Raw genomic sequence first — 23,074 nt, 5'->3', positions numbered from 1 at the left:
TCCCCGGCCCGCGCGGCGAACGGCGAGTGACACGTCAGAGTACGCGAGGGAAGGCTGAGGTCGAGTGGCGGGCCTCTCACCCCCGGGGCCTATCCGTGTGGCGTGCGCCACGTCTCCCACGGTGGTCGCGGGCCGTCGCGGGCGGGCCGCTTCCGGGCCGGGTCGATAATCGGCGCGTGAACGATCTCGAGACGCGTGCCGCCGCGGTCCGCCCCGGAGCTCTTCGCCGGGCCGCCCCGGCGCTCCTCGGGTACGCCGCCGTGCGTGCCCTGGGCCTGGTCGTCCTGGCCCTGTGGAGCGAGGCGCGCGGCAAGAGCGCGTACACCTTGCTGACCGCCCGCTGGGACTCCCTCTGGTACACGAGGGTCGCCGAGCTGGGGTACGGCTACGAGGTGCGGCTTCCCCACGGCGACGTGCACTCCAACCTGGCGTTCTTCCCGCTGCTGCCGTGGCTGGAGCGGCTGGCGGCGGCGGTGTCCCCGCTGTCGGCCGCCGACGGGGGGTTCGTGGTGAGCCTGCTCGCCTCGCTGGCCGCGGCCTGGGGGATCTTCGCGGTGGCCGACCATCTGTACGGGCGGCGGGCCGGGGTGTGCGCGGTGCTGCTGTGGGCGGTGCTGCCGGTCGGGATCGTGCAGTCGATGGCGTACAGCGAGTCGCTGTTCACGGCGCTGGCGGCCTGGGCGCTGTACGCGGTCCTCACGGGGCGCTGGGTGACGGCGGGCCTGCTGGCGGGGCTGGCGGGGCTGACCCGGCCGGTGGGGCTCGCGGTGGTCGCGGCGGTCTGGGCGGCCGGGGTGGCCGCCATCCTGAAGGAGGGCTCCGGCTCCTCCTTCGTGGGGGACGGCAGTACGGCCCCGGCGGGCGGCGCGCGCGGTGACGGCCACGCCGGTCCCCCGCCCGGCGCCCCGCGTACGGGCGCACCCGACGGCGCCGCGTCATCGCCGCACGCCCCCGGAGTGCGCCTGCGCCGGGTGGTAGGGATGCTGCTCGCGCCCCTCGGGGCGGCCGGGTACGTCCTGTGGGTCGGCGAGCGGACCGGTGGCGGTCCGCTGGGCTACCTGGACGTGCAGGCCGGCTGGCGCAACGGCTTCGACGGCGGCTACGCCTTCGCCCAGTTCGTCGCCGAACGGTTCACGTCCTTCCCGTCGGCCCTCGCCGGGGCCGCGCTGGTGCTGGGCGTGGCCCTGGTGGTGTGGCTCTGCGTCCTGTGCGTACGCCAGGGACAGCCCCTCCCGCTGCTGGTCTACGCCGGCACGGTCACCGCGCTCGCCCTGTGCGCGTCGAGCTACTTCGGTTCCAAGCCGCGGCTGCTGATGCCGGCCTTCCCGCTGCTCCTGCCGCTCGCCGTGGCCCTGACCCGGACGCGGACGCGCCTGCTCGCGGCGGGTCTGGGGACGGTCGCGGCGGGGTCCGCGGCGTACGGCGCCTTCTGGCTGAACGGGTCGGGGCCGCCCTGACCTGGCCGCCCGGCCGGGCCGGTGAGCGGCACGGGAATTCCGCGCGAGCCCTGGGTGAACCAATTCGTACGGCCGATAAACCGGGCGTACGACATGCCCAAAACAATTGCGCTCCGGGGTTCGGATTCGCCGGAAATAAAGGGCCCGTCTGAGAGGAATGCCACATCACATCGTCATCACAAAGCCGCTGAATCGTCGGGTCGGCACACTCACTCGCTGTAACGTCGATTGGGTGCGTACCGAACGGAGTCACACCCGTCTGGACCGGGTGTTCGCGAGGCTGGACCGTGAGCCGGAGCGTCCGGCGCACGTCGGCATGCCGCGAATGAGCCGGCACCGGATCGTGCTCCTCGGCGCGACCCTGGCCTTCTACGTGGCGATCGTGTGGGCCGTGGTGGCCACCTCCTGGCTGGTCCGGCTGGACTGGCAGGTCATGTTCTTCCGCCCCTACCAGCAGTGGCCGGAGCTGCACGCCTTCGTCGACTACTACGTGGTGCTCGGCCAGCGCGGTCCCACCGCCGTGATGGTCGCCGCCTGGCTGGGCTGGCGCTCCTGGCGGCAGCACACGCTGCGTCCGCTGATCGCCCTCGGCGTCTCCCTGCTGCTGCTCAACATCACGGTGGGCGCCGCGAAGTACGGCATGGGGCGGCTCGGACCGCACTACGCGACCGAGATCGGCTCGAACGAGATGTGGCTCGGCGGCGATATATTTCCGAGCGGTCACACCGCGAACGCCGTGGTGACCTGGGGAATCCTGGCCTATCTGGCCTCCACCCCGCGGGCCCGCCGCTGGCTTTCCGCACTGTCGGCCGTGACGTCCCTGGGCGTCGGGCTGTCCACCGTCTACATCGGCACCCACTGGCTGAGCGACGTCCTGCTGGGCTGGGCCGCGGGCCTGCTGATCCTGCTGGCGCTGCCCTGGTTCGAGCCGCTGATCGCGCGGGCCGAGGCGCGGATCCTCGCCGTGCGGGACCGGCTGCGCGACCGCCGCGGGACCAAGGCGCGGGTGCCCGCCCCCGCGGGCCGTCCCGTCGTCGTCCGTCCGCTCACCGAGCACGCCGCCGGCGCGGTGCACGAGACGGTTCCCGCCGGACGCGCGGCCCGCTCACCGGTCTATCTCGCGCCCGGCCCGCACACCAGCCGCGCCGAGCGCTCCCCGGTGACGCCCGCGGGCAGCAGACGCCCGCAGCACACCGACCGCCACCCGCGCGGGACGACCCCGGCGCCGCGCCCCTGAGGCGCCTCCGGACACGCGGACGGCCCCGGTCCTCCTTGCTCGAGGACCGGGGCCGTCCGCGTGTCTCAGCCCTTCCAGGCCCGCGCCACCCGGCCGTCCCTCACCTCGAAGTTCAGCCGGCCCACGCGGTACTCCATGGTGACGATCGTCCCCGGCGCCAGGGCCCGTACCGAGGACCAGCCGCGCTCACGCGCGAGGTGCTCGGCCCGGTCGGCGGCGAGGCCGACATAGGCGTCCGGATTGTCGCTGGGTTCCGTGGGGGGTGTCGGAATGGGTGCCATGCGGCCACGCTATGCCCTGGCCCGGAAACGGGGAAGTGCGTGCCTGAAGACGGGTCCCGGGACCCGACGCGGTCACACTTGTGTCACAGGATCACGACGGGGGCGTACGGGCGGCGGTCACCCGAAAGAGCGGTTCCGTACTCCGTCCGCCGTCATTCAACAGGAATTCCTGAGCACCTCGCCGTCGCCCCGGCAAACCCCGAAAGAATTGTGTCGCGTGAGGTATTCGGGATCGCCTCCCTGGCACTTTCCCGGGCGGACACGATCAGCCCGTGAAAGAGATGTGCACAAGAAATGCGCATTTTCGTCACATGAGCCGTCGCGCCCCGGCGGGCGGACGGGCGAGGGTCCCTCCGGAGGGCCGGAGGGCCGGAGGGCCGGAGGGCCGGAGGGCCGGAGGGCCGGAGGGACCCTGGGCGCCCGGACGAAGGGGGCGCCTCAGATGTCGAGCCGCTGCCCGGGCACGATCACGTCGGGATCGTCGCCGATGACGTCCCGGTTGGCCGCGTACAGCCGCCGCCAGTCCGTCCCGTGCCGGGCGGCGATCCCGCTCAGGGTGTCACCGGGGCGTACGGTGCAGTCGCCGCGGGAGGCGCTCCGGTCCGGGCGGGCGGAGGTGCGCGCGGGGGCCGTCTGCGCCGTGGCCGGCCTCCGCTCTGCCTTCTTCTCGGGCTCGGGGTCCGCCGCGGGGGCGGGTCCCGACGCCCCCGCGCGGGCGCCGCACACGGGCCAGGCGTTCCAGCCCTGGGCGTGCTGGACCTTGGTGGCGATCTCGATCTGCCGGCCCTTGCTCGCGCGGTCGGCCGTCGGGGCGTACGCGGTGCCGCCGAAGGCGCGCCAGGTGGAGGCGGAGAACTGGAGCCCGCCGTAGTAGCCGTTGCCGGTGTTGATGTGCCAGTCGCCGCCGCTCTCGCACTGGGCGATGCGGTCCCACACCCCGTCGTCCGCGGCCGCGGCGCCACCTGCGGCGGCGAGCAGTCCGAGCGGTGCGAGCAGGGCCGCGCCGGCCAGGAAGGCCCCCGGACGGGCCCTGCGGGCGTTACGACGGGTGTTGTCGGCACATGCGGACATGGAGATCCTTCCCCGAGGACCCGGGCTTCCCCTGGCGGTACGCCGCCCGGCGCGTCATGGAACACGCGGGCCGCGGCCGCCCCGTCCGCCGTCGGGGTCGTACGAAGGGTGGAGCGTCGGCAATGCGGCCGGCGGACGTACCCGAGCGGTGCTCGTTGCACACGGCGGAGGAATGTAAGGAGCCGCCGGTGCGGAGATCAACCAACGGCCCGTCATGCCTGGCCAGTTGGGACTTACCCGGGGTATCGGCGATTTCCGGCCACCCATTTCATTGCGCGATTTCCGGATTTGTCGACTACGGCGGGCAGTGGGCTGTGAGGCACCTCACCCCGTCAAACCCCTTGCGCTCAAGGCGAGTTGACGTTGAGTGCCGGATTCCGCACCTGCCGTGACTCTGTGCGCTGGTTGGTTCGATTCCGTTCGCCGTAAGGCGTGACTCCCGCCACAGATCGCCCGTTGTCTTCTTCATGAGCCGGGGACCCACCCGGACCACGGGCCGGGAGCCACCCGGCCTCGCCACGCACCGCATCCCGAGGGAGCCACCCGTGCCGCGCATGCTCGACGTCAGCGACGAGGTACGCGCCGAGATCGGCGACGAAGAAGCAGCCCGCCTGCTCGCCGGAGAGTCCGCCCCGGGCAGTTACGACTGCACCTCCTGCCGCACCCCGGGCGACTCGGAGCAGGAGCGCACCAGCACCGTCCTGTTCATCGGGGACGAGACCGCCGTGCTCGCCTTCGCCCACGCCACCTGCCTGCCGTCGCAGGTCGTCCAGGTCACCGAGGAACAGCTCCAGGGCGCCGTGCGGTCGATCGGCGCCGTGGGCGGAGAGGCGCAGCAGCAGGTTCCGCAGGCGCAGCACACCCAGCAGGCGCCCCCGCCGCACCACCTCCAGCAGCCGCAGCAGCAGGCGCCGCTGGCCCAGCAGCCTCCGCACCTGGTGCCCGAGCAGGCCGTGCTGGGGGTGACGAGCGGGCTGGTGCTGATCCAGAACGAGCTGCACCCGGCGCTGGTGGTCGAGCCGACCGCTCCCATCGCCCGGCCCGGCACGCTGGGCTCCGGCGACGACTTCCTGCCGCTGCTGATCGAGCAGGGCTTCATGCCGCTGACCGAGCTGTCCGCGGTGCCGCCGGTGCTGCACGGGTGGTCGGTGCTGCTCGCGGCGGGGCAGCTGCACGCCGTGCTCCAGCCGAACCCGAACGGCGGCCGTCCGGTGGCCTGGTGGCAGGCGCATCAGCCGCTGCAGGTCACCGACGGGTGGCGGGCGGCGGCGAACAAGCATCAGCAGGTGCTGATGTTCGCCGCGCCGGTGGGGTCCGTCGGGCGGCAGCCCCGTGAGGATCTGATGCGGGACGCGCTGGACAAGGCCGCGGCCAACGGGAAGTTGGTGGCTGCGGCGTTGCCGCTGGCCGGGATCTGAGGCGGGGGCGCTTCCGGTCGTGGGTCGGCCGGCGGTGCGTGGGGGCTGGGCGCGCGGTTCCCCGCGCCCCTGAAGGGGCGCTCAGGCCCCGGCGCGCTCCGAAGGATCCGGGGTGCGGCCTGCGAAAACTTGCCGTGGGCCGCATCCCTTGTGGCACGGGGTCGTTTGGAGATACGTGCACGCATATGACGCTCCCCGCCGCCAGTCCCTCGCCTCGGTCCCCGCACCCGTGCGCCCGGCGCAGGACTCCCGGAGCGGCCACTCGGCCACGCCGATCTACGACGCTCTCTACGCCGAGTACGTCAAGTCCTTCCGTACGCTGCCGGGCGACCGCAGCGGCGAGGAGGACTGGGGCTTCACCGCCTTCGGGAACATCCCGCACAGTACGGGCGCGTACCGTGACCACCCCGGGTCGTTCGGGGCGTCCTTCCTGCGGCCCGCCGTGGAACCGCCGCAGTGGCAGCGGGTGGCCACGGTCCACCGCGGGACGAACGGAATGCACCATGTGCCGGCCGGGCTGCCCCCGGCCCCCCGCAACGGCGGCTGACGGACACGGCGAAGGGGCGGTCCCGGTGACCGGGACCGCCCCTTCGTCATGGACGGCTACTTCTTGCGTCCGCGCTTCTCGCGCACCCGCACCGAGATGTGGATCGGCGTGCCCTCGAAGCCGAACTCCTCGCGCAGCCGGCGCTCGATGAAGCGGCGGTAGCCCGCCTCGATGAAGCCGGAGGCGAACAGCACGAACCGCGGCGGCCTGGTGCCCGCCTGGGTGCCGAACAGGATGCGCGGCTGCTTGCCGCCCCGCACCGGGTGCGGGTGGGCGGCGACCAGCTCGCCGAGGAAGGCGTTCAGGCGGCCCGTCGGGACCCGGGTCTCCCAGCCGGCGAGGGCCGTCTCGATCGCCGGGACCAGCCTCTCCATGTGCCGGCCGGTGCGCGCCGAGACGTTGACCCGGGGCGCCCAGGCGACCTGGCCGAGCTCCGTCTCGATCTCCCGCTCCAGGTAGTAGCGGCGCTCCTCGTCGAGGGTGTCCCACTTGTTGAAGGCGAGGACGAGCGCGCGGCCCGCCTCCACGGCCATGGTGACGATGCGCTGGTCCTGCACGGAGATGGACTCGGCGGCGTCGATGAGGACGACGGCCACCTCCGCCTTCTCGACGGCCGCGGCGGTGCGCAGCGAGGCGTAGTAGTCGGCGCCCTGCTGGAGGTGGACCCGCTTGCGGATGCCCGCCGTGTCGACGAACTTCCAGGTCTTGCCGCCCAGTTCGATCATCTCGTCGACCGGGTCGCGGGTGGTGCCGGCGAGTTCGTTGACGACGACCCGCTCCTCCCCCGCGACCTTGTTCAGCAGCGAGGACTTGCCGACGTTCGGCCTGCCGATCAGGGCGACGCGGCGGGGGCCGCCGACGGCCGTGCCGAAGGTCTGCGCGGGCGCCTCGGGCAGCACCTCGAGGACCTGGTCCAGCATGTCGCCGGTGCCGCGGCCGTGCAGCGCGGAGACCGGGTACGGCTCGCCCAGGCCCAGGGACCACAGGTAGGCCGCGTCGGCCTCGCCGCTCGGGCCGTCCACCTTGTTGGCGCACAGCACGACCGGCTTGCCCGCCTTGCGCAGCAGCCGCACGACGGCCTCGTCGGTGTCGGTGGCGCCGACCTTGGCGTCCACCACGAAGACGACCGCGTCGGCGGCGTCGATGGCGTACTCGGCCTGGGCGGCGACGGAGGCGTCGATGCCGAGGACGTCCTGCTCCCAGCCGCCGGTGTCGACGACCTTGAAGCGGCGGCCCGCCCACTCGGCCTCGTAGGTGACCCGGTCGCGGGTGACGCCCGGCTTGTCCTCGACGACCGCCTCGCGGCGGCCGATGATCCGGTTCACCAGGGTCGACTTGCCGACATTGGGGCGGCCGACGACGGCGAGCACCGGGAGCGGGCCGTGGCCCGCCGCCTCGATGGCGCCCTCGACGTCCTCGAGGTCGAAGCCCTCCTCCGCGGCGAGCTCCATGAACTCCGCGAACTCGGCATCGCCCAACGCCCCGTGATCGTGCTCGTGCGCAGCGTCGTGCGCGTCCGAGCCGCCGGGCTCGATGTGGTCGTTCATGAAGTCCGTACCTCGTCGTTCATCGTGGTGATCGGTGGAGCCCCGCGGGGCGGAGATCCACTACTCAAAGTGTCGCTCAGCGGCCGGTGAGACGCCTGGCGTTTTCCAGGTGTGCCGTGAGCTGCTTCTGGATGCGTGCCGTGGCCTCGTCGAGCGCCTTGCGCGTACGTCTCCCGCTGCCGTCGCCCGCGTCGAACGGGTCGCCGAAGACGACGTCGACGCGGGAGCGCAGCGGGGGCAGTGCCTTTATCAACCGGCCGGGCCGGTCGGAACTTCCCAGGACGGCGACCGGCACGATCGGCGCACCGCTGCGCACCGCGAAGTACGCGAGCCCGGCGCGGATCGAGGCGAAGTCGCCCTCGCCGCGGGTGCCCTCGGGGAAGATGCCGAGGACGCCGCCCTGCTCCAGCACTCCCAGCGCCCGCGCGATGGCCGTGCGGTCGGTGGAGTGCCGGTCGACCTTGACCTGGCCGATGCCGGTCAGGAACGGGTCGAGGGGGCCGATGAACGCCTCCTTCTTGATCAGGAAGTGCGTCGGCCGGGGCGCCACGCCCATGACCATGGGGCCGTCTATGTTGTGCGAGTGGTTCACCGCGAGGATCACCGGGCCGCCCGCGGGGACCCTCCAGGAGCCCAGCACCCGCGGCTTCCACAGCCCGTACATCAGGCCGACGCCGATGCGCCGCCCGACCTCGGCGCCCCGCAGGGAGGGAACGTCGGTCACTTCCCCGCCCGCTTCTCCTCGACGAGGGTGACGACGCACTCGACGACCTGCTGGAGCGTGAGGTCGGTGGTGTCCACCTCGACCGCGTCGTCGGCCTTGGCCAGCGGGGAGGTCTTGCGGCTGGAGTCGGCCGCGTCCCGCTTGATCAGGGCCTCGCGGGTGGTGTGCAGGTCGGCCCCCTTGAGCTCGCCGCTGCGGCGGGCGGCGCGGGCCTCCGGGGAGGCGGTGAGGAAGATCTTCAGGTCGGCGTCGGGGAGCACCGTGGTGCCGATGTCGCGGCCCTCGACGACGATGCCGGTGACGGCGGACGCGGCGATGGCGCGCTGCAGCTCCGTGATCCGGGCGCGCACCTCGGGGACCGCGCTGACGGCGCTGACCTTGGAGGTGACGTCCTGCTCGCGGATCGGTCCGGCCACGTCCACGCCGTCGACGGTGATCGTCGGGTTCGCCGGGTCGGTGCCGGAGAGGATCTCCGGCTTGGCGGCCGCGGCGGCGATCGCTGACGGGTCCGCTATGTCGATGCCGTTGTTCACCATCCACCAGGTGATCGCCCGGTACTGGGCGCCGGTGTCCAGGTAGCTCAGGCCTAGCTGCGCCGCCACGGCCTTCGACGTGCTCGACTTGCCCGTGCCGGAGGGACCGTCGATGGCGACGATCACGGGCTTGGCGGCGCCGTTTTCCACGGAGGAACACCTTCCTGGTGCGGTGGGGTGGGGTGTGCGGGGCGTGGACACGCCCCGCACCAGATTACTGGCTCCCGGGAACCCCTCCGACATGCGGACGCCCTCCCCCGCCCGCGAGGACGGGCGGGGAGACGGGGGTCACTGCCGGATCGCCCAGCCCCGATCCCGCAGCGCGGCCGTGAGGACGGGGGCGGCCTTGGGCTCGACCATGAGCTGGATGAGGCCGGCCTGCTGTCCGGTGGCGTGCTCGATGCGGACGTCCTCGATGTTGACCCCGGCGCGCTCGGCGTCGGCGAAGATACGGGCGAGCTGGCCCGGCTGGTCGTCGATGAGCACGGCGACGGTCTCGTAGACGCGCGGGGCGGAGCCGTGCTTGCCGGGGACGCGGACCTGTCCTGCGTTGCCGCGGCGCAGCACGTCCTCGATGCCGGTGGCGCCCTCGCGGCGCTTGTGCTCGTCGGAGGACTCCAGGGCGCGCAGGGCGCGGACGGTCTCCTCCAGGTCGGCGGCGACGTCGGTGAGCAGGTCGGCGACGGGTCCGGGGTTGGCGGAGAGGATGTCGATCCACATCCGCGGGTCGGAGGCGGCGATCCGGGTCACGTCCCGGATGCCCTGCCCGCACAGCCGCACGGCGGCCTCGTCGGCGTTCTCCAGGCGGGCGGCGACCATGCTGGACACCAGGTGCGGCATGTGGGAGACGAGGGCCACGGCGCGGTCGTGGGCGTCGGCGTCCATGACGACCGGCACGGCACGGCAGTGCGACACCAGTTCCAGGGCGAGGTTGAGGACCTCGGTGTCGGTGTCACGGGTGGGGGTGAGCACCCAGGGGCGCCCCTCGAAGAGGTCGCCGGTGGCGGCCAGCGGGCCGGACTTCTCCCGCCCGGACATCGGGTGGGTGCCGAGGTAGGGGGTGAGGTCGAGTCCGCGCGCCTGGAGCTCGCGGCGGGGACCGCCCTTGACGCTGGCGACGTCGATGTAGCCGCGGGCGACGCCGCGCCGCATGGCATCGGCGAGCACGTCGGCGACGTGCGCGGGCGGGGCGGCGACGACGGCGAGGTCCACCGGGCCTTCGGGCGCCTCGTCGGTGCCGGCGCCGAGGGCGGCGGCGGTGCGGGCCTGCTCGGGGTCGTGGTCGGCGAGGTGGACGGTCACGCCCCGCTGGGACAGGGCGAGGGCGGCGGACGTGCCGATCAGTCCGGTACCGATGACGAGGGCGGTTCTCACTGGGCGATGTCCTTGCGGAGGGCGGCCGCGGCGCCGAGGTAGACATGGGCGATGTCGGAGCGGGGCCGGTCGGACTCGATGTGCGCGAGGAGGCGGACGACGCGGGGCATGGCGCCCTCGATGTCGAGTTCCTGCGCGCAGATGAGGGGCACGTCGACGATGCCCAGCTTGCGGGCGGCGGCGGCCGGGAAGTCGCAGTGCAGGTCGGGCGTGGCCGTGAACCAGATGCTGATCAGATCGTCGGTGTGCAGTTCGTTGCGCTCCAGCACCTCGGTGAGCAGGGCTCCCACCCTCTCCTCCATGTGTCCGGCCTCGTCCCGCTCCAGCTGGACGGCCCCCCGGACCGCGCGTACCGCCACGACGATGCTCCTCGCTCACGTGCGTAAAGGTCGTTCGGTCGTCCAGCGTAGTCAGCCGTGCACGGGACCGGCGGGGCGACCGCCCGCTGAGACGGCCGGTATGCACCTCGGGTGATGTTTCGCCGGGATTACTTCCTCTGTGCCGTTTTCGGTGTCAGGATGCGGCGACGGCGATCCAGGGAGTGACGAGATGACCACACGGGCGACGCGGCGCACCGTCCTGCTCGTATCGGGAGCGGTGGCCCTGACCGTGGCCTGCGGTTCGGAGGAGGGCGGGACCGGTACGCCCTCGGACACCGCGGAGGGGGCGGGGACGCCCGGGCAGGAGCTGGTGCCGGTGGCGGACGTCCCGGTGGGCGGGGGCACGGTCCTCGGGGCGCAGGAGATCGTGGTGACCCAGCCCGAGGCGGGCGAGTTCAAGGCGTTCTCGGCGATCTGCACGCACCAGAGGTGCCTGGTCTCCGAGGTCGCGGACGGCACGATCAACTGTCCCTGCCACGGCAGCCGCTTCCGCATCGCCGACGGCTCGGTGGAGCGCGGCCCGGCGACCCGGCCGCTGCCCGAGGAGCGGATCACGGTGGACGGAAATACGGTTCGCCGGGCGTGATCCGCCCCGTACGCTCCCGGGCATGAGCCCCGAGAGCCTGGTGACGGACCACACGATCTACGCCTGTGTCATGGGCTCGCGCGCCTTCGGTCTGGCCACGGAGGGCAGCGACACCGACCGCAGGGGCGTGTTCCTGGCGCCCACTCCCTTGTTCTGGCGCTTCGAGAAGCCGCCCACGCACGTCGAGGGGCCGGCGGATGAGCAGTTCAGCTGGGAACTGGAGCGCTTCTGCGAGCTGGCGCTGCGCGGCAATCCCAACATCCTCGAGTGCCTGCACTCCCCGCTGGTGGAGTACGCCGACGCCACCGGCCGCGAGCTGCTGGCGCTGCGCGGCGCGTTCCTCTCCCGCAGGGTTCACGAGACGTTCGTCCGGTACGCCCACGGCCGGCGCCGCAAGCTGGACGCCGACGTCCGCATCCACGGCGCCCCGCGCTGGAAGCACGCCATGCATCTGCTGCGCCTGCTGACGAGCGCCCGGGACCTGCTGCGCACGGGCGTCCTCACGGTCGACGTGGGCGACCGCCGCGAGGAGCTGCTGGAGGTGAGGCGCGGCGAGGTGCCGTGGCCCGAGGTGGAGGCCCGTATGAACCGCCTGGTCCGGGAGGCCGAGGAGGCGGCGGCGGGCAGCCCGCTCCCCGGGGAGCCGGACCGGCGGCGGGTGGAGGACTTCCTCGTCCGCACCCGCCGCGCGTCGGCCCTCCGGGCCGCGTGACCGGTCAGCGGCGGGCGTCCCAGAGCGTGCCGAGGTCCAGCAGTTCGCCGCGGTACTCGATGCGGGACGCCCACTCGGCGGGCCAGGCGTCCGCGCCCAGGTAGGCGCCCGCGAAGGCCCCGGCGAGGCAGGCGATGGAGTCGGAGTCGCCGGAGGTGCAGGCGGCGCGGCGCAGGGCCGCCACCGGCTCGTCGACGAAGAGCAGGAAGCAGAGCAGGCCGGTCGCCAGGGCCTCCTCGGCGATCCAGCCCTCGCCGGTGGCCCGGCACGGGTCGGTCTCCGGCGAGACGGTCCGCACCGCCTCCTGGAGACGCCCCAGGATCTCCAGGCACTCGTCCCAGCCGCGCGCGATGAACTGCTCCGGGGAGGCGTCCCCGGCGCGGGTCCACAGGTCGCCGAGCCAGATCTCGTGGTAGCGGGTGCGGTTCTCGACGGCGTAGGAGCGCAGCAGGCCGATCAGGCCGGTCGGTTCGGCGCCCTCGGCGAGCAGCCGTACGGCGTGGGCGGTGAGGTCGGAGGCGGCGAGCGCGGTGGGGTGTCCGTGGGTGAGGGCGGACTGCAACTGGGCTGCGCCGGCGCGCTGTTCGTCGGTGAGGCCGGGCGCCAGCCCGACGGGGGCGACGCGCATGTTGGCGCCGCAGCCCTTGGAGTGGATCTGGCTGGCGTCCTGCCAGGGCCGCTCGTCGCGCGACAGCAGGTGGCAGGCGCGCAGGCAGGTGTTGCCGGGGGCGCGGTTGTTCTCCGGGGAGCGCCACCACTCCACGAACTCCTCGCGCACCGGGCGCTCCAGGCGCTTCGGGCCGAGCGTCCCCCGGTCCATGGCGGTGCGCAGGCCCCTGCCGAGGGCGAGGGTCATCTGGGTGTCGTCGGTGACGATCGCCGGCTCCGGCAGCTCCAGGGAGCGCCAGTCGCCGTAGGTGGCGAGGATCGAGGGGACGTCCTTGAACTCGGTGGGGAAGCCCAGTGCGTCACCGAGGGCGAGTCCGGTGAGCGCTCCGGTCGCGGCGCGCTTGGTGGCGGTGGTCGTGGTCATGCGGGACGTCCTTCCGGGGTGGGCCGGAGCAGCGGCGGGTGGAGGGCGGCGGCGGTGCCCGCGCGGTACAGGGCGGCGGGCTTGCCCCGGCCGCCGGTGAGGCGCGCGGCGCCGGGGACGGCTTCGACGAAGCCGGGGGTGGCGAGGACCTTGCGCCGGAAGTTGGGGCGGTCCAGGGCCGTGCCCCAGACGGTCTCGTAGACCTGCTGGAGCTCGCCGAGGGTGAACTCCGGCGGGCAGAAGGCGGTGGCGAGGCCGGTGTACTCGAGCTTGGCGCCGATCCGGTCCCGCGCGTCGGCGAGGATCCGGTCGTGGTCGAAGGCGAGGTCCCGCGCCGCCTCGTAGGGGGTCCAGCGGGCCTGGGCGGCGTCGCCGCCGCCGTGCGCCTCGGGGGCGTCGGGCAGCAGCGCGGCGAAGGCGACGGACACCACCCGCATCCGGGGGTCGCGGTCGGGTTCGCTGTACGTGCGCAGCTGCTCCAGGTGCGGGCCGGTGACGTCGGTCAGGCCGGTCTCCTCGCCCAGTTCGCGCCGGGCGGCGCGCTCCGCGGACTCGTCGGGCCGCAGGAAGCCTCCGGGAAGCGCCCAGCGGCCGGCGTAGGGCTCCTGGCCGCGTTCGACGAGCAGGACGTGCAGTGCGGCCTCGCGGATCGTGAACACGGCGAGGTCGACGGTCACGGCGAAGGGCTCGAAGGCGTGCTTGTCGTAGCCGTCCACGACGACCGCCACCCCCTTTAATAGTCGGTGTGACTATTAAAGGGGGTGGCGGTGCGCGAGCACAAGGGTGCGGGGACCGGCCTAGAGGTCGACCTCCTTCATCAGCATGCCGACCTCGGTGTTCGACAGCCGCCGCAGCCAGCCCGACTTCTGGTCGCCCAGGGTGATCGGGCCGAAGGCCGTGCGCACCAGCTTGTCGACCGGGAACCCGGCCTCGGCGAGCATGCGGCGCACGATGTGCTTGCGGCCCTCGTGCAGGGTCACCTCGACGAGGTAGTTCTTGCCGGTCTGCTCCACCACCCGGAAGTGGTCGGCGCGGGCGTACCCGTCCTCGAGCTGGATGCCGTCCTTGAGCCGCTTGCCCAGATCGCGCGGGATGGGCCCGACGATGTGCGCGAGGTAGGTCTTCTTCACCCCGTACTTGGGGTGGGTCAGCCGGTGCGCCAGCTCACCGTGGTTGGTGAGCAGGATGACGCCCTCGGTCTCGGTGTCGAGCCGGCCGACGTGGAAGAGCCGGGTCTCGCGGTTGGTGACGTAGTCACCGAGGCACTGGCGGCCCTCCGGGTCCTCCATGGTGGAGACGACGCCGGCGGGCTTGTTCAGCGAGAAGAACTGGTACGACTGCGTCGCCACGGTCAGGCCGTCGACCTTGACCTCGTCCTTCTCCGGGTCGACCCGCTTGCCCTGCTCCAGCACGATCTCGCCGTTGACCTCGACCCGCGCCTGGTCGATCAGCTCCTCGCAGGCGCGCCGCGAGCCGTAGCCGGCCCGGGCGAGCACCTTCTGCAGCCGCTCGCCCTCCTGCTCGGCGCCGGGGAAGGTCTTGGGCAGCTTGACGTCCTTCCTGCCCGCGTACCGCTCCCGGTTGCGCTCCTCGGCCCTCGCCTCGTACTCACGGGACGTCGCCGGGACCGACCGGCCCCGCTGCAGGGGCTTCTTCGGCCCGCCCTTGGCGCCGCCGCGCGCCCCGGGGCCGCGGCCCGACTTGGGTCCCTCCTGGGAGGCGCCGGGGCCCACGTCGTAGCGCCGCTCCTCCGGGCGCGGCTTCTTCGGACGGCCGCCCTGCCGGTCGTCACGGTTGTTGCCGGCGCCGCGGTGGTTACCGCGGCCACCGCCGCTCCCGCCGCGGCCGCCGCTGTTGCCACCACGGCTCCCGCCGTTGTTTCCGCTGCTGTTCCTGCCGCTGCTGCTTCGCATCAAAATTCCGTCTTGTCGTCTGCGTCCTCGGAATCCGGGGCGTCCGGATCGAACGACGGGACTCCTTCCAGTGTCTCGGCCTCGATCGCCTCCGCCTCCGGGAGGAAGGGCGCGAGCTCCGGGAGCTCGTCCAGACCGCGCAGGCCCATCCGCTCCAGGAAGTAGTTCGTCGTCGTGTACAGGATCGCACCTGTTTCGGGTTCCGTGCCCGCCTCCTCGATCAGACCCCGCTGGAGGAGGGTGCGCATCACGCCGTCGCAGTTGACCCCGCGCACCGCGGAGACCCTGCTGCGGCTGACCGGCTGGCGGTACGCGACGACCGCGAGGGTCTCCAGCGCGGCCTGGGTGAGGCGGGCCTGCTGGCCGTCCAGGACGAAGCCCTCGACGGCGGCGGCGTACTCGGGGCGGGTGTAGAAACGCCAGCCGCCGGCGACCCTGCGCAGCTCGAAGCCGCGTCCCTGCACGGTGTACTCGTCGGCCAGCTCCCGCAGGGCGTCGGCGACCTGCCGCTTCGGTCGCTCCAGGATCTTCGCCAGGTGCTCCTCGGTCGCGGGCTCGTCCACGACCATCAGCACGGCCTCGAGAGCCGGCTTCAGCTCGAGCTCCGCGACCCCGCTCGTGTCCTCGCTCACGGTGTCCTCTCCTCCCGGGGCTGCTCGGGCGGCCGGTCGAACTCGTCGGTGACCGCGGGTACGGCGTCCCCGTCGCCGCCCGTCCAGCGCACGGTCAGCTCGCCCAGCGCGGTGTCCTGGTCGAGGGCGACGGCCTTCTCCCGGTACAGCTCCAGCAGGGCGAGGAAGCGGGCGACGACGGTCAGGATGTCGTCGGTGTCCTCGACGAGCTCCCGGAAGCCGGCCTCGCCCAGCTCCTTGAGCCGCGCGACGACGATCCCGGCCTGCTCCTGCACGCTGACCAGCGGCGCGTGGATGTGGTCGACGTACACCTGCGGCCTGGGCTTGGGCTGCATCGCCTTGACGGCCAGCTTGGCGAACCCCTCGGGCCCGATGCTGATGACCACGTCCGGCAGCAGCTCGGCGTGATGCGGCTCCAGCCCGACGGTACGGGGGAACCGGCGCGCCTCGTCGTCCAGCCTGCGGCTGAAGATGTCGGCGATCTGTTTGTACGCGCGGTACTGCAGCAGCCGCGCGAACAGCAGGTCACGCGCCTCCAGCAGCGCGAGGTCGGCCTCGTCCTCCACCTCGGCGGCGGGCAGCAGCCGGGCCGCCTTGAGGTCGAGCAGGGTGGCGGCGACGACGAGGAACTCGGTCGTCTCGTCCAGGTCCCAGTCCGGCCCCAGGGCCCGGATGTGCGCCATGAACTCGTCGGTCACCTTGGACAGGGCGACTTCGGTGACGTCCAGCTTGTGCTTGGCGATCAGCTGCAGCAGCAGATCGAAGGGCCCCTCGAAGTTCGCCAGCCGAACCTTGAACCGCCCGTCCCCGGGATCGCCCTCGCCGTCGGACGCCTCGCCCCCGGAGCCGCCGTCCTCCGGCGCACCGCCGGACGCGCCGGCACGCGCGGGCGCCGGCACGGCGGCGTCGGACGCCTCAGGAGGCACGACGGGCGGCGCGACCGCGACCGACGCGGCCGGCGACGCGCCGGGAAGCGTGCCGGCATCCCCGGGCCGGTGTCCCGCGCGCTCGTCGGCGGGCGCGGCCGCCGAAGCGGTGGGTGCCGCGTCCCCGTGCTCGGCGCGCTCAGCCCGGGCGCCGGCCGGCGGCCGCTCATCAGCAGGCGCGCCGGGCGGCTCGGTGAGCGACGCGCCCAGGGGCGTGGCCTGCCCGGCCGCCGGCCCGGGCCGGGTCTCCGCGTCCTCGGAGGCGGGGACCCGGGCGGCGGGCGCCTCCGGTGCGACTGCGGACGCGGCCTCGGCCGAGGCGTCCCGCGCAGCGCCCTCCCCGGCGAGGGGGGTCGCCCCCTCCCCGGCGGGCACCGCGTCCGCGGAGGCGGCCGGGCCGCGGCCCAGCGGGCGGCGGCGGGGGGTCGGGGCGGATGCGTCGGGGGAGGTCATGGCCCCCGCAGGCTACCGCTACCGGCCCCGCAGGCGTCGTACGAGGATGCTGGCGTCCCCGCGGCTCTCCAGGTCCGCGAGGACCACGGCGACCGCCTCGCGGACGATGCGGCCGCGGTCGACGGCGAGGCCGTGCTCGCCGCGCAGGACCAGGCGCGCGTGCTCGAGGTCCATCAGCTCCTCGGCGGAGACGTACACGGTGATCTTCTCGTCGTGCCGCTCGCGGCCGCTGGGCCGCCGTGCGGGGCGTCCCCGCTTGCGCGGGGCCGCGGCGGCCGCGCCGTCGGCGGGCGCCGGCGCGCGCCGTGGGCCGCCCCGGCTGCGGGACTCCTCGGCCTCGGCGGGCTCCACGTCCGCCGCGGCGTGCTCCGCGCCCTCGCCGTCGCCGCCCTGCACGGGCACCGACTGCGGCGCGTCCTCCTGGGCGGCCGCGGCCGCGTCCCCCTCCCCCGCGGGGGCGGGGACCCGGGCGTCGCCGGCGGCGCGCCTGGGGGTGGACGCCTGAAGCGCCATCCCCCCTGTCGTACGGAAGAGTTCGTCGGCCCCCGGCAGACTCACTCGGCGTGACACCGGGCGAGCACCTCCCTGGCGAGCTGACGGTAGGCGGCGGCGCCGACGGAGTTGGACGCGTACGTGGTGATCGGCTCACCGGCGACCGTGGTCTCCGGGAAGCGGACCGTGCGTCCGATGACCGTGTGGTAGACGTGGTCGTCGAACGCCTCGACCACCCGCGCGAGCACCTCACGGCTGTGCACCGTGCGCGAGTCGTACATGGTGGCGAGGATCCCGTCGAGCTCCAGCTCCGGGTTGAGCCGCTCCTGCACCTTCTCGATCGTCTCGGTCAGCAGGGCGACACCGCGCAGCGCGAAGAACTCGCACTCCAGCGGCACGATCACCTTGTGCGCGGCGGTCAGCGCGTTGACGGTGAGCAGGCCGAGCGAGGGCTGGCAGTCGATCACGATGTAGTCGTAGTCGTCCATCAGCGGCTTCAGCGCCCGCTGCAGCGTCGACTCGCGCGCGACCTCGCTCACCAGCTGCACCTCGGCCGCCGACAGGTCGATGTTGCTGGGCAGCAGGTCCATGTTGGGGACCGCTGTCTTCAGCAGCACCTCGTCGGCCGCCATGCCCCGCTCCATGAGCAGGTTGTAGACGGTGAGGTCGAGTTCCATCGGGTTGACGCCGAGTCCGACCGACAGCGCGCCCTGCGGGTCGAAGTCGACGAGCAGCACCCGGCGTCCGTACTCCGCGAGCGCGGCGCCCAGGTTGATGGTCGACGTGGTCTTGCCGACGCCGCCCTTCTGGTTGCACATCGCGATGATCTTCGCGGGGCCGTGGTCGGTCAGCGGGCCCGGGATCGGGAAGTACGGCAGCGGGCGTCCGGTCGGGCCGATGCGCTCGCGGCGCTGGCGGGCCGCGTCGGGCGCGAGCGTGGCCGCGTACTCCGGATCGGGCTCGTACTCGGCGTCGGGGTCGTAGAAGTGCCCCTCGGGCAGTTCGTCGTAGTCGGCGAAATGGTTGTGGGGCGCGCCACTTCCGTCGCCGGCCATGGCGTTCACGTGATGGCCATCCATGCTCTGGTGTGCTGGGTGAGTCACTCCTGGAGTTGCGTGACTCTGGTGGGCTGCGAAGGTGCGCACAGCGACGGAGCCGACAGCAGCGAATCCCGCGGACCCCTGGCCCGGCGCAGGCATTCCTGGTTGACCACCCCCGGGAGTAAATGTCGACTCATTCACAAGTCGTCTTACCTCCTTGGTGACCAGGAAACTTCTAGACAGGTCAGCGTGGCACCATGCCGACGGTTGGCGACTCTATGGCGTGTCGGCCGTCCGCAGCAACACAATCCGCCGGACCCGGCACGATGTGTCGGTAATGAAACACCCCTCTGTCAAGGGCGTACAGCCGTCGCACGGCAGGATTCACCGGTGTACGAATCGGTAGAACGGTTACGTTCGAGGCGAGTTGTCCCTCAATCAGGACGTGACCATACACACATCCGGCCGGACCTTGGCATCCAAGGTCCGGCCTGGGGTGAGGCGTTGACGCTCCGAGTTGACGTATCGCCTTTGCGAGTCCGTGACTTGGTCGACTTGGCGCCGTGCGCGGATCAGCCGAGCAGCGAGGCGAGCTCCACGTGCTCGAGACCGTGCGCCTCGGCGACCTCCTTGTAAACGACCTTGCCGTCATGGGTGTTGAGACCCTTGGCGAGCGCCGGGTCGCGGCGCAGCGCCTCCACCCAGCCGCGGTTGGCGAGTTCGACGATGTACGGCAGCGTCGCGTTGGTGAGCGCGTAGGTCGAGGTGTTGGGCACCGCGCCGGGCATGTTGGCGACGCAGTAGAAGACCGACTCGTGGACCTTGAAGGTCGGCTCGGCGTGCGTGGTGGGACGGGAGTCCTCGAAGCAGCCGCCCTGGTCGATCGCGATGTCGACAAGGACACTTCCGGCCTTCATCCGGGAGACCAGCTCGTTGGTGACCAGCTTCGGCGCCTTGGCGCCCGGCACCAGCACGGCGCCGATCACGAGGTCGGCCTCCAGGCAGGCCTTCTCCAGCTCGAAGGCGTTGGAGACGACGGTCTGGATGCGCGTGCCGAAGACCTTGTCGGCCTCCTTGAGCTTGTTGATGTCCTTGTCGAGCAGGGTCACGTGGAAGCCCATGCCGATGGCGATCTGCGCCGCGTTCCAGCCGGAGACGCCGGCGCCGATGACGACCGCGCGGCCGGCCAGCACGCCGGGGACGCCGCCGGGCAGCACACCGCGGCCGCCGTGGGCGCGCATCAGGTGGTAGGCGCCGACCTGGGTGGAGAGCCGGCCCGCGACCTCGGACATCGGGGCGAGCAGCGGCAGCGCGCGGCTGGGCAGCTCGACGGTCTCGTAGGCGATGGCGGTGGTGCCGGACTCCAGCAGGGCGTCCGTGCACTCCTTGGACGCGGCCAGGTGCAGGTAGGTGAAGAGCGTCTGGTCCTTGCGCAGGCGGTGGTACTCCTCCGCGACCGGCTCCTTGACCTTGAGCAGCAGGTCGGCGGCGGCCCAGACCTCGTCGGCGGTGTCCAGGATCTGACCGCCCGCGGCGATGTACTCGCCGTCCGGGATCGAGGAGCCGACACCGGCGCCGCGCTCGATGACGACCTGGTGGCCGTGGCGCACGAGCTCGTGCACGCCGGCAGGGGTGATGGCCACCCGGAACTCGTTGTTCTTGACCTCGCGGGGGATGCCGACCTTCACGTCGATCACGGTCCTTGGCTCAGAGGGTATGGGGATACAACTACACATACCCGGGCACGCACGGGCACACCGGGGGAGACCGCAGGAGATGGTGCGGCAGAGCCAGTCTAATGAAGGTGTTCCCGCTGTCTAGCCTTTCATTGCATCAATCTTCTGCGGAAGCGCTACGGATTTCGCAGGCGTTAGCGCCGTGTTCCGGCTCGGAGTCGCCCTCAGGGGCCTCCTCGGCCAGCATGTGCTCGGCCGTGGACCGGTGCAGCGCGGCGGACGCGGGGTCGCCGAGCCGCGTGTACGAGTCCGCCAGCCGCAGGTGCAGTGCGGCCTGGAGCCGGGTGTCCTCGGCCCGCCGCGCCCACTCCACGGCCTCCCGGCAGGTGCGCAGCGACTCCTCCAGCCGCCCCGCGTACTCCTGCACCCGGCCCAGTTCGCTCAGCGCCCGCGCCTGTGCCGCCACGTCCCCGTCCCTGCGGTGTCCGGCGACGGCCGCGCGCCAGTTGCGCATCGCCTCGCCGTAGCGGCCCGCGTAGGTGTGGGCGGCGCCGATGCGGCCGTAGAGCCGGGCGGCCTCGGGTCGCTCGTCGCGGGCGAGGCGCTCGGCGAGGGCGCGGCCGAACCAGTCCGCCGCCCGGTCGTAGTCCCCGAGGTCCAGGTGCGCGCCGCCTACGGATTCCATCGCGCGCCCGGTGGCATAGGGGTCGTTCGCCTCGCGTCCGGCGTCCAGGGCGGCCCGGTAGCGCGCCAGCGCCTCCGTGGTGCGGCCGGTGCGGGCGTCGAGGTCGCCGAGGTTGAGCAGGGCGGCGGCCCGCTCGCGGGGCAGGTCGCGGCGCTCGGCGACGTCGAGGACGAGGTTGTGGATGTCGTAGAGGTCGCTCGCGGCGGCGCGGGTGCCGAAGTGGGCGACCATGGCCCGCACCAGCTGGGACATCAGCCGCCGCGCCAGGGTGTCCAGCTCCCCGTCGGCGACCGCGAGCCGGGCGGCGGCCAGCAGGGCGGGGCGGCGCAGGCGCAGCCAGTCGGCGGCGGCGCGGGGCGTGGGGAAGCGCAGGGGGCGCGGCAGGGCGAGGACCTTCTGGCGGGCCTCGGGGCTGTCGGTCTCGGTGATGGCGCGGCAGGACTGGAGCAGCCGGACGGTGCGCTCCAGCATCCGGGCGCGGGCGAGCTGGAGCTCGGCGGGCCGTTCGTGGTCCTCGGCGAGCCGGCGCAGCTCGCGGTGCAGGCAGCCGGGCACCCGGTACTGCGGCAGGGAGGAGCCGACCGAGTGCAGCAGGCCGTGGGCGGCGAAGTCGTCGAGGGTGGTGTGCGCCGCCTCCACCGAGCAGCCGGTGAGCGCGGCGGCGGTGTGCGGGTCGGCCAGTCCGGCCGGGGCGAGCGCGAGCAGCCGCAGGGTGCGGGCGGCGGTCTGCGGCAGCGCGTCGTGCACCAGCCGCAGCAGCCGGGCGGTGACCGGTTCGCCGCCGGGGTCCGTGTGCAGCTGCTTGGCGAGGTCGGCGACGGCGGCCTTGGGACGTGCGGCGAGCCAGCCGCCGGCCAGCACCAGCGCGGCGGGCTGGCCCTGGCACAGCTCGGCGAGGCGTTCGGCGGCCCGGGGGTCGACGGTGATGCGCACCGATCCGGTGAACCGGGACAGCAGCTCCACCCCGGACTTGGTGTCGAGGCCGCCGAGGGTGCAGGGGCGGACGTCGGCGATGCCGGTGAGCGGTCCTGAGGAGACGGCGACGGCCAGGCAGTCGGGGTTGTCGGGGAGCAGGGCGTCGACCTGCTCGGCGTCGGCGGCGTCGTCGAGCAGGAGCACCGCGCGGCGCTCGGCCAGGGCGGTGCGCAGCGCCTCGCCGAGCTGGTCCTCGGGGGCGCCGGCGGGGGCGGGCTCGCCGAGCGCGTCGAGGAGGTCGCGGGCGGCGCGCCCGACGGGCACGGGGGTCCCGTCGGGCTCGCTCAGCCGGGTGCGCAGGACGCCGTCGGGGTAGTCGGCGGCGACCTGGCGGACGAGTTCCTCGGCGAGCGCCGATCGGCCGGATCCGGGGCGTCCGGCGATGAGCAGGACGCGGGCGCGGGGGGCCTTGCGGCCGGAGAGGGTGTCGAGTCCGGCGCGCTCGATGTCGGCGCGCAGTTCCTTCAACTCCCTGGTACGGCCCAGGAATCGACCTTCCGGCCGGGCGTCCCGAGGGAGCCCCACACCGTTCGGGTCCACCGCCTGATCCGTCACGGGCCACACTCCCGTCCCACCGCACGCGCAAGCCCGCCGGGTCTCCGTACGGGCGTTTTCCAGAGCCTAGTTCACGCTCTGCGACGTTCCGTGAGGAGCGCGGCGCGGTGGGCGAGACTCCCTCGATCGGATCAACAGATCGTAGGATTCACGCCGCCGACGGCGGGGTCGTACGCCGTACGGGCTCAGGCCTCGAAGGGCCGGGCCGGCCACGGCGCCTCCGCCGGGCGCAGCGCGTCCAGGCCGTCGCCGGAGCGGGCGGCGACCAGCGAGAGCACGCCCACCACCAGGCAGTTGTTGTGCAGGTCACCGGCGAGCACCCCACGCACCAGCTCGTCGACGGGGACCCGGGCCAGCTCCATGTCGGCCTCCTCGTCCTCCACCGCGAACCGGTCGCCCTCGGCCTCGGACAGCCCGCGCGCCAGGAAGATCCGCACGGCCTCGTCGCAGCCGCCGGGGGTGGTGTAGACGTCGGCCAGCACCCGCCAGTCCTCCGCCTTGACGTGCGCCTCCTCGTACAGCTCGCGCTGGGCGGCGTGCAGCGGGTTCTCACCAGGCACGTCGAGCAGGCCGGCCGGGATCTCCCACAGCTTCTGGCGCACCGGGTGCCGGTACTGGCGCAGCACCACGGCCCGGTCCGCGTCGTCGAGGGCGAGGACGGCCACGGACCCCGGGTGGACCTGGTAGTCGCGGTTGACCACGGCGCCCCCCGGCATGACGACCTCGTCGGTGCGCACCGAGGTCTTCTTGCCGACGAAGGGGGTCTGCGTCCCGCGGATCTCCCACTCCTCCGGGGTGTCCTTGATCGTCATGCCTGTCCTTCCGAA

Annotated in this window: 23 protein-coding genes; 6 read left to right on the top strand and 17 right to left on the bottom strand. The window is 73.1% G+C overall.

The annotated features are described in order from the left end of the window. Window positions 1-176: 176 nt before the first annotated feature. Together ACQY0Z_RS16745 and ACQY0Z_RS16740 are read left to right on the top strand one after the other, a co-directional pair. Window positions 177-1,457 (top strand): glycosyltransferase family 39 protein, encoded by a 1,281-nt coding sequence (locus ACQY0Z_RS16745; RefSeq protein ID WP_254586470.1) that lies wholly within the window; start codon window positions 177-179, stop codon window positions 1,455-1,457. Window positions 1,458-1,689: 232 nt separating this feature from the next. Further along, a complete protein-coding gene (locus tag ACQY0Z_RS16740) occupies window positions 1,690-2,694 on the top strand; it encodes a phosphatase PAP2 family protein (protein ID WP_189902475.1) in 1,005 nt (334 codons plus the stop codon). A gap of 65 nt (window positions 2,695-2,759) precedes the next feature. Here the strand turns inward: ACQY0Z_RS16740 and ACQY0Z_RS16735 are convergent, their stop codons facing one another. Both ACQY0Z_RS16735 and ACQY0Z_RS16730 read right to left on the bottom strand, forming a co-directional pair. Further along, window positions 2,760-2,975: an I78 family peptidase inhibitor gene (locus ACQY0Z_RS16735; protein ID WP_189902473.1), complete on the bottom strand. Its 216-nt coding sequence runs from the start codon at window positions 2,973-2,975 to the stop codon at window positions 2,760-2,762. Window positions 2,976-3,413: 438 nt separating this feature from the next. Next, on the bottom strand, window positions 3,414-4,046 hold the full coding sequence (locus ACQY0Z_RS16730; RefSeq protein ID WP_381730451.1) for a transglycosylase family protein: 633 nt from the start codon (window positions 4,044-4,046) through the stop codon (window positions 3,414-3,416). Between the two features lie 545 nt (window positions 4,047-4,591). Between ACQY0Z_RS16730 and ACQY0Z_RS16725 the strand changes: the two genes are divergently transcribed. Both ACQY0Z_RS16725 and ACQY0Z_RS16720 read left to right on the top strand, forming a co-directional pair. Then, on the top strand, window positions 4,592-5,464 hold the full coding sequence (locus ACQY0Z_RS16725) for a hypothetical protein (protein WP_347225971.1): 873 nt from the start codon (window positions 4,592-4,594) through the stop codon (window positions 5,462-5,464). A 175-nt stretch (window positions 5,465-5,639) separates the two neighbouring features. Continuing rightward, window positions 5,640-6,011: a hypothetical protein gene (locus ACQY0Z_RS16720; protein WP_189902467.1), complete on the top strand. Its 372-nt coding sequence runs from the start codon at window positions 5,640-5,642 to the stop codon at window positions 6,009-6,011. A gap of 56 nt (window positions 6,012-6,067) precedes the next feature. Here ACQY0Z_RS16720 and der read toward each other — a convergent pair whose 3' ends face one another. From der to aroH, 5 genes are all read right to left on the bottom strand, one after another. Continuing rightward, window positions 6,068-7,558, bottom strand: coding sequence for a ribosome biogenesis GTPase Der (der, locus tag ACQY0Z_RS16715; protein ID WP_189902465.1), 1,491 nt, complete (start codon window positions 7,556-7,558; stop codon window positions 6,068-6,070). A 76-nt stretch (window positions 7,559-7,634) separates the two neighbouring features. After that, entirely contained in the window at window positions 7,635-8,282 is a 648-nt protein-coding gene (locus ACQY0Z_RS16710; RefSeq protein WP_189902463.1) for a lysophospholipid acyltransferase family protein, read from the bottom strand. Continuing rightward, window positions 8,279-8,965 (bottom strand): (d)CMP kinase, encoded by a 687-nt coding sequence (gene cmk, locus ACQY0Z_RS16705; protein WP_189902461.1) that lies wholly within the window; start codon window positions 8,963-8,965, stop codon window positions 8,279-8,281. Before cmk ends, ACQY0Z_RS16710 begins: the two co-directional genes overlap by 4 nt. A gap of 138 nt (window positions 8,966-9,103) precedes the next feature. After that, window positions 9,104-10,189 carry a prephenate dehydrogenase gene (locus ACQY0Z_RS16700; RefSeq protein ID WP_189902459.1) on the bottom strand — a complete coding sequence of 362 codons (1,086 nt, stop codon included), beginning with the start codon at window positions 10,187-10,189 and terminating at the stop codon, window positions 9,104-9,106. After that, the gene (gene aroH, locus ACQY0Z_RS16695) at window positions 10,186-10,548 is read right to left on the bottom strand and encodes a chorismate mutase (protein WP_189902457.1); all 363 of its coding nucleotides are present in this window, start codon (window positions 10,546-10,548) and stop codon (window positions 10,186-10,188) included. Before aroH ends, ACQY0Z_RS16700 begins: the two co-directional genes overlap by 4 nt. Window positions 10,549-10,738: 190 nt before the next feature. Between aroH and ACQY0Z_RS16690 the strand changes: the two genes are divergently transcribed. Beyond that, on the top strand, window positions 10,739-11,155 hold the full coding sequence (locus ACQY0Z_RS16690) for a Rieske (2Fe-2S) protein (protein WP_254586474.1): 417 nt from the start codon (window positions 10,739-10,741) through the stop codon (window positions 11,153-11,155). Window positions 11,156-11,177: 22 nt separating this feature from the next. Then, a complete protein-coding gene (locus ACQY0Z_RS16685; protein WP_254586475.1) occupies window positions 11,178-11,867 on the top strand; it encodes a nucleotidyltransferase domain-containing protein in 690 nt (229 codons plus the stop codon). Window positions 11,868-11,871: 4 nt separating this feature from the next. Here ACQY0Z_RS16685 and ACQY0Z_RS16680 read toward each other — a convergent pair whose 3' ends face one another. From ACQY0Z_RS16680 to ACQY0Z_RS16635, 10 genes are all read right to left on the bottom strand, one after another. Then, entirely contained in the window at window positions 11,872-12,900 is a 1,029-nt protein-coding gene (locus ACQY0Z_RS16680) for an ADP-ribosylglycohydrolase family protein (RefSeq protein ID WP_439812470.1), read from the bottom strand. Then, on the bottom strand, window positions 12,897-13,628 hold the full coding sequence (locus ACQY0Z_RS16675) for an NUDIX domain-containing protein (RefSeq protein WP_189902450.1): 732 nt from the start codon (window positions 13,626-13,628) through the stop codon (window positions 12,897-12,899). Before ACQY0Z_RS16675 ends, ACQY0Z_RS16680 begins: the two co-directional genes overlap by 4 nt. Before the next feature lie 69 nt (window positions 13,629-13,697). Continuing rightward, window positions 13,698-14,813, bottom strand: coding sequence for a pseudouridine synthase (locus ACQY0Z_RS16670; RefSeq protein WP_019522813.1), 1,116 nt, complete (start codon window positions 14,811-14,813; stop codon window positions 13,698-13,700). Then, on the bottom strand, window positions 14,813-15,382 hold the full coding sequence (gene scpB / locus ACQY0Z_RS16665; RefSeq protein WP_231627998.1) for an SMC-Scp complex subunit ScpB: 570 nt from the start codon (window positions 15,380-15,382) through the stop codon (window positions 14,813-14,815). Before scpB ends, ACQY0Z_RS16670 begins: the two co-directional genes overlap by 1 nt. A 59-nt stretch (window positions 15,383-15,441) precedes the next feature. After that, on the bottom strand, window positions 15,442-16,371 hold the full coding sequence (locus tag ACQY0Z_RS16660; protein ID WP_439813365.1) for a segregation and condensation protein A: 930 nt from the start codon (window positions 16,369-16,371) through the stop codon (window positions 15,442-15,444). A gap of 471 nt (window positions 16,372-16,842) precedes the next feature. Further along, window positions 16,843-17,337 (bottom strand): hypothetical protein, encoded by a 495-nt coding sequence (locus tag ACQY0Z_RS16655; RefSeq protein ID WP_439812469.1) that lies wholly within the window; start codon window positions 17,335-17,337, stop codon window positions 16,843-16,845. Between the two features lie 41 nt (window positions 17,338-17,378). After that, complete coding sequence (locus ACQY0Z_RS16650; protein WP_078492773.1) at window positions 17,379-18,515, bottom strand: ParA family protein; 1,137 nt, start codon at window positions 18,513-18,515, stop codon at window positions 17,379-17,381. Between the two features lie 413 nt (window positions 18,516-18,928). Next, the gene (gene ald, locus ACQY0Z_RS16645) at window positions 18,929-20,053 is read right to left on the bottom strand and encodes an alanine dehydrogenase (RefSeq protein WP_254586478.1); all 1,125 of its coding nucleotides are present in this window, start codon (window positions 20,051-20,053) and stop codon (window positions 18,929-18,931) included. A gap of 136 nt (window positions 20,054-20,189) precedes the next feature. Beyond that, window positions 20,190-22,247, bottom strand: a complete 2,058-nt coding sequence (locus ACQY0Z_RS16640) for a tetratricopeptide repeat protein (protein WP_189902443.1) — start codon at window positions 22,245-22,247, stop codon at window positions 20,190-20,192. 185 nt (window positions 22,248-22,432) lie between these two features. Beyond that, on the bottom strand, window positions 22,433-23,059 hold the full coding sequence (locus ACQY0Z_RS16635; protein ID WP_189902441.1) for an NUDIX domain-containing protein: 627 nt from the start codon (window positions 23,057-23,059) through the stop codon (window positions 22,433-22,435). Window positions 23,060-23,074: the final 15 nt, after the last annotated feature.

This window comes from Streptomyces sp. P9-2, from assembly GCF_051903975.1.
Lineage (GTDB): Bacteria > Actinomycetota > Actinomycetes > Streptomycetales > Streptomycetaceae > Streptomyces > Streptomyces cellulosae.
This window is presented reverse-complemented; position numbering and strand designations above follow the sequence as displayed.